4 protein-coding genes are annotated in these 5,962 nt (G+C 68.6%); all 4 read left to right on the forward strand.

Going from position 1 to position 5,962, the window contains the following annotated elements; translation table 11 throughout:
* The first annotated feature begins 84 nt into the window (after positions 1 to 84).
* On the forward strand, positions 85 to 1,368 hold the full coding sequence (locus tag ALI22I_RS00135; RefSeq protein ID WP_077003556.1) for an NAD(P)/FAD-dependent oxidoreductase: 1,284 nt from the start codon (positions 85 to 87) through the stop codon (positions 1,366 to 1,368).
* A gap of 119 nt (positions 1,369 to 1,487) precedes the next feature.
* Entirely contained in the window at positions 1,488 to 2,894 is a 1,407-nt protein-coding gene (aspA, locus tag ALI22I_RS00140; RefSeq protein WP_077003557.1) for an aspartate ammonia-lyase, read from the forward strand.
* Positions 2,895 to 2,993: 99 nt separating this feature from the next.
* Entirely contained in the window at positions 2,994 to 3,890 is an 897-nt protein-coding gene (locus ALI22I_RS00145) for an expansin EXLX1 family cellulose-binding protein (RefSeq protein ID WP_077003558.1), read from the forward strand.
* Positions 3,891 to 5,054: 1,164 nt separating this feature from the next.
* Positions 5,055 to 5,962, forward strand: a 908-nt coding sequence (locus tag ALI22I_RS00150; protein ID WP_179118015.1) for a beta-L-arabinofuranosidase domain-containing protein, incomplete at its 3' end; no start/stop codon positions are given.

Here is a 5,962-nt window from a genome sequence, read left to right on the forward strand (position 1 = left end):
CAGCGACTACCAGCCCTACGACGAACTGCCCGACCTGAGCGGCCTGCCCGCCCTGCTCGGCTGCTGAAGGAGAGGCCCGCCGCCATGAAACAGATCCCCTATTGGCTCGACACCGCCCCACAGCCGCCCGACCGGTCGGGCAAGCCACTGCCCGAGAACGCGGACGTGGTGGTCATCGGCGGCGGCCTCACCGGCCTGTCGACCGCCTACCACGTCGCCCGCAAGGGCGCGTCGGTCGTGCTGGTCGAGAAGGACAAGATCGGCTCGGGTGCGTCCGGGCGCAACGGCAGCATGTGCACCCAGGGCATCACGATCGCACCGGCCGAGGCGCGCAAGCGCTACGGCCAGGAGCGCGCACTCGAGCTGTACAACGCCTTCCGCGAGGCGGTCGACGTCGTCGAGGACCTCACGCGGACGGAGCAGATCGACTGCGACTTCAACCGCTCCGGGCGCCTCGGCCTGATCTGCAAGCCTCAGCACTTCGAGGGCCTGCAGGCCAAGCAGCGCGACCTGGCCGAGAACTTCGGTCACGAGACGGTCGTGCTGAGCAAGAGCGAGCTGCGTGCCGAGCTCGGCTCGGACTACTACCACGGCGCTCTGCTCGACCCGCTCAGCGCGGGCCTGCACGTGGGCAAGTTCGTCGGCGGCCTGGCAGACGCCGCCGAGCGTGCCGGCGCCGAGATCCACGAGCGCAACGCCGCCACCGGCCTCACCCGCCTTCCTGACGGCGGCTTCCTGGTGGAGACCCTGCACGGCACCATCCGTGCCAAGCAGGTCATGGCGGCGACGGACGCCTACACCGACAAGGCGCTGCCGTGGTTCCGGAAGCGGCTGATCAACGTCGGCAGCTTCATCATCGTCACCGAGCCGCTGGGGGAGGAGCGCGCCAAGGAGCTCATCCCGAACGGCCGCCTGCTGGTCGCCCACAAGAATGTCGGCCACTACGTCCGCCTCACCCCCGACAACCGCCTCGCCTTCGGCGGTCGGGCCCGCTTCGCCCCCTCCAACCCGGCTTCCGACATCAAGAGCGGAGACATCCTCAAGCGGGAGATGACCGAGATCTTCCCGCAGTTGGCCGGAGTGCGGATCGACTACGTGTGGGGCGGCATGGTCGGCTTCTCCTGGGACCGCGTTCCGCACGCGGGCGAGGAGGACGGCCTGTTCTACTCCATGGGTTACTGCGGTCACGGCGTCCAGATGGCCACCTACATGGGCCGTGCCATGGCGGAGATGATGGACGGCAAGCCGGAGGCCAACCCGTTGCGCGGTCTCGGCTTCCCTAAGGTCCCCGTCCCCTTCTACAACGGGACCGCCTGGTTCCTGCCGTTCGGCGGCGCCTACTACAAGGCCAAGGACCGCCTGCGCTGACGCGGATGCGTCGGTGACACGGCCCGGGGCCTTCCGCGAATCGGTCGCGGGAGGCCCCGCCGCGTCGGGCTCACGTACACCCTCGTCAGAACCTCGTCCGAGAGAAGGTCCGCACAGCCATGACCGCCGAAGCCACCCGAAGAGAGCACGACCTGCTCGGCGACCGCGACGTCCCCGCCGACGCCTACTGGGGCATCCACACCCTGCGCGCCACGGAGAACTTCCCGATCACCGGCACGCCGATCTCCACCTACCCGCACCTGATCGAAGCCTTGGCCGCCGTCAAGGAGGCCGCCGCCCTCGCCAACGCGGAGCTCGGGCTCCTGGATTCGGCGAAAGCCGCCGCCATCGTCGAGGCGTGCCGCGAGATCCGCGCCGGCAAGCTGCTCGACCAGTTCGTCGTCGACGTGATCCAGGGTGGCGCCGGCACGTCCACCAACATGAACGCCAACGAGGTCGTGGCCAACCGGGCGCTGGAGCTCCTGGGCCACGACATGGGCCAGTACCAGCACCTGCACCCCAACGAGGACGTCAACCTCAGCCAGTCCACCAACGACGTCTACCCGACGGCCGTGAAGATCGCGACGGTCTTCGCCGTGCACGGCCTGCTGGAGGCGATGGCGGTTCTCCAGGACGCCTTCGCCCGCAAGGCGGTCGAGTTCCGTGACGTGCTCAAGATGGGCCGCACGCAGCTCCAGGACGCGGTGCCGATGACGCTCGGGCAGGAGTTCTCGACGTACGCCGTCATGCTCGACGAAGACCGCAGCCGGCTCGCCGAGGCCGTCGAGCTGATCCACGAGATCAACCTGGGCGCCACCGCGATCGGCACGGGCCTCAACGCTCCTCCCGGATATGCCGAGGCGGCCCGCCGCCACCTCGCCGAGATCACCGAGCTGCCTCTCGTGACCGCCGCGAACCTGGTCGAGGCCACCCAGGACTGCGGTGCGTTCGTGCAGATGTCCGGCGTGCTCAAGCGGGTCGCCGTCAAGCTGTCGAAGACCTGCAACGACCTGCGCCTGCTGTCCTCCGGGCCGCGCGCCGGGCTCGGCGAGATCAACCTGCCGCCCGTGCAGGCCGGTTCGTCGATCATGCCCGGCAAGGTCAACCCGGTGATCCCCGAGGTCGTCAACCAGGTCGCCTTCGAGGTGATCGGCAACGACGTCACCATCACCATGGCCGCCGAGGCCGGCCAACTCCAGCTCAACGCCTTCGAACCGATCATCCTGCACTCCCTGTCGGAGTCCATCACGCACCTGCGGAGCGCCTGCGTGACGCTGGCCGAGCGCTGTGTGTCCGGCATCACCGCCAACACCGAGGCGCTGCGCGCGACCGTCGAGAACTCCATCGGCCTGGTCACCGCCCTCAACCCGCACATCGGGTACACCGCCGCCACGGACATCGCCAAGGAGGCCCTCGCCACCGGTCGGGGCGTGGCCGAACTCGTCCTCGAAAAGGGCCTGTTGCCCGCCGAGACGCTGGCCGCCCTGCTGCGGCCCGAAGTGGTCGCGTGCAGCGACCAGGCGTAGGAGGTACGCGAGAACTTCACTTGCCTGGCGGGTTGACATTTGGCACGATCACGGCCGCCGTGCTCGGCGCCGGCCAGTGCTTGTCGCGTAGGAGGTGCGGTGCCCAGACGGTGGTTGGTGGCCTCGGTGGTGGCCGTGTTGTTGGCAACCGTGGGTGTGGTCGTGGTCGTGGTGCAGGATCGGGGTGTCGCGGGTGATCCGGTTGCCGCCGCCGGCGTGGGCAGTCCGCCTGCCGTCAGTGTGTCCTCTACCACGTCGAGTGTGAGCGAGGCGGTGACTACGTCGCCGAGTGCGGCGATCGGCGAGGCCGACACCGCCCCGTCGACGTCGGTGCCCGCCCCGTCGACACCGGCGCCCGCCGCGGTCGCGGGCGACGCGCCGCTGGTCGGGAGGATCAAGCCGGGGGTCACCAACCAGGGGGTGGCGACGTTCTACGACTCCGACGGCGGCGGCGCGTGCTTGTACGACCCCAGCCCCGATCCGTTGACCGCCGCGATGAACTGGGCGGACTACGAGGACTCCAAGGCCTGCGGCGCCTACGTCCTGGTTCGGGCGTCCAACGGCGCGAGCCTGACGGTGCGGATCACGAACCTGTGTCCGCAACCGTGCCGGGTGGGGCAGTTGGACCTGAGCGCGGAGGCGTTCGCCCGGCTGGCGGCGCCCAACCTGGGCGAGATCCCGATCACGTGGACGCTGGTGAGCCCCGAGGTGTCGAAGAGGATCTCCATCCGCTACAAGACCGGGTCCAGTCAGTACTGGTGCGGGATCCAGGCCATCGACCACCGCAATCCGGTGGCACGACTGGAGGTCCAGGTAGGCGGGCAGTGGAAGCAGCTGTCGCGGACCGACTACAACTACTTCCTCTCCGAGAACGGTTCCGGCTGCGGCGGGGCCATCGCGGTCACCGACATCTACGGCGAGCGCCTGGTCGTGGACCCCTTGCCGATCAAGCCCGACGTCGCCCAGGCCACGAGCCTGCAGTTCGCCGCACACTGACCCGCGGCGTGGGGCGGCCAGTTCGGTGGCCGCCCCACACCAGGGGTCAGCAGGGGGAGTTGGTCTGCGTGAGCAGGCCCATCCGGCAGGGCAGCCGGACGTAGTCCCCGCCGGCGTTGGGGTCGATGCCCTGGTAGACGAATTGCAGTCGGCAGGGGTTGATGGTGAGTGTCTGGTCGTTGCTAGCACGGCGAAAGGCACCTCGTGGTCGAACGTCGTGCACGCGGCGGTCATCACGACAGCACCCACTTCGGTGGCTCTGCGGCCGAACTCCCGCAGAAGTGCCGTTTTGCCGGTGCCGATCGCTCCTTCGACCGCTACGACACCGCATGACGAGGCCCCGTCATCGACGAGTCAGCGCATCAGCTGCTCGAGGTGATCGTGCCTCTCGACCAATCCCATCGGGATCGGCCCACTCGATCTCGCTGGGATCCTCCTCCAAGTCGATGCCGGCGTCCTCCAGTTGCCGAGCGGTGACGCCGAGGGCGGAGACGATGCGGAGGACGGCGGGAGTTCGCCGGGGCGATGTTAGCGGTAACACCGTCAGCATTCAGGCATGCGGGATCGCGTTGTTGAGAAGATGTTGACTTCATGGGCATGATCTGTTCAATTTTGTTCGGATTTGTGAACCTTCACTTCAGGGGCTCGCCAGGCCGAGCGGGGGTGCCGCTCCGGGCGGGTTCACGTAGGGGTCAAGTAGGGCTTGAGATCTGTCGAACGGTCCTGTTAGCGTTCACATCGTCAGGGTGACCCCGATCACGGCACGGCGGTGATCGGAGATTCAGCACGCTCGGGGCGCGCCACCCGTCGCACTGCTTCAAGGAGGAAGCCGTGACGCTTGTACGAGGGACGCCCGGTGAGCGCCACCGCGTGCCGGGCGCGGCCTGCGGATGCCGCATGCCACTGAAGACCGGGCTCGCCGGCTTGGCGCTACCAAGCCTGTTCGGGACCGCCTAGGCCACCGCGGGCACGCCGTCGATGTGACGGCACCCGGATGGGTTCGCCGCGTTGACGGACCCGTCAGACAACGACACGGACTCGCGTCGTTGATCAGTTCATGTTGACGAGCACAACGGTGTGCCTCCGATGCTGTCCAGGCGGAGCGCACCGGCCCTGCCGATCGGCTGTTTCCGCAGCCGATCGGCAGCAGACCCAGGGAGCACCATGTCATCCTCACCCCTGAACCGCCGCAGGTTGTTGCAGGCCGCGGGGGTCGCGGCCCTCGCGACCGCCGTGCCTGCCCTGGTGCCCTCGGTGGCTCCGATCGCCGGGGCCGCAGTGGTGCCGCCGGTTCGCGACGACATCGGCGTCTCGGCGTTCTCGTTCGATCTCGGCCAGGTCCGGCTCACCGCGAGCCGTTGGTTGGACAACCAGAGCCGGACGCTCGCCTACCTGCGGTTCATCGACGTCGACCGGTTGCTCTACAACTTCCGGGCGAACCACGGCCTGTCGACCAACGGCGCGGCGGCCTGCGGTGGGTGGGAGGCCCCGAACTTCGAGTTCCGCACGCACAGCCAGGGGCACTTCCTCAGCGCGTGGGCCAACGCCTGGGCGGTGCTCGGCGACACGACGTGCCGGGACAAGGCCAACCAGATGGTCGCCGAGCTGGCCAAGTGCCAGGACAACAACGCCGCGGCCGGCTTCAACACCGGTTACCTGTCCGGGTTCCCGGAATCGGACCTGACCTCGGTGGAATCGGGCACGCGCAGGGGTGTGCCGTACTACTGCATCCACAAGACCCTGGCCGGTCTGCTGGACGTGTGGCGCTACATCGGCAACACGCAGGCGCGTGACGTGCTGCTGCGGTTCGCGGGTTGGGTGGACTGGCGGACGGCGCGGTTGAGCACCGCCCAGATGCAGACCACGCTCCAGACGGAGTTCGGCGGCATGAACGCCGTCCTCACGGACCTGTACCTGCAGACGGGCGACTCCCGGTGGCTGACCGTGGCCCAGCGGTTCGACCACGCCGCCGTGTTCGACCCGCTGGCCGCGGGCCAGGACCGGCTCAACGGGTTGCACGCCAACACCCAGGTGCCGAAGTGGATCGGGGCGGCCCGGGAGTACAAGGCCAC

The organism is Saccharothrix sp. ALI-22-I (assembly GCF_001984175.1).
GTDB lineage: Bacteria > Actinomycetota > Actinomycetes > Mycobacteriales > Pseudonocardiaceae > Actinosynnema.

Coding starts and splice junctions, on each gene's coding strand:
- ALI22I_RS00135 (WP_077003556.1), top strand. CDS start 85: ATGAAACAGATCCCCTATTGGCTCGACACCGCCCCACAGCCGCCCGAC.
- aspA (WP_077003557.1), top strand. CDS start 1,488: ATGACCGCCGAAGCCACCCGAAGAGAGCACGACCTGCTCGGCGACCGC.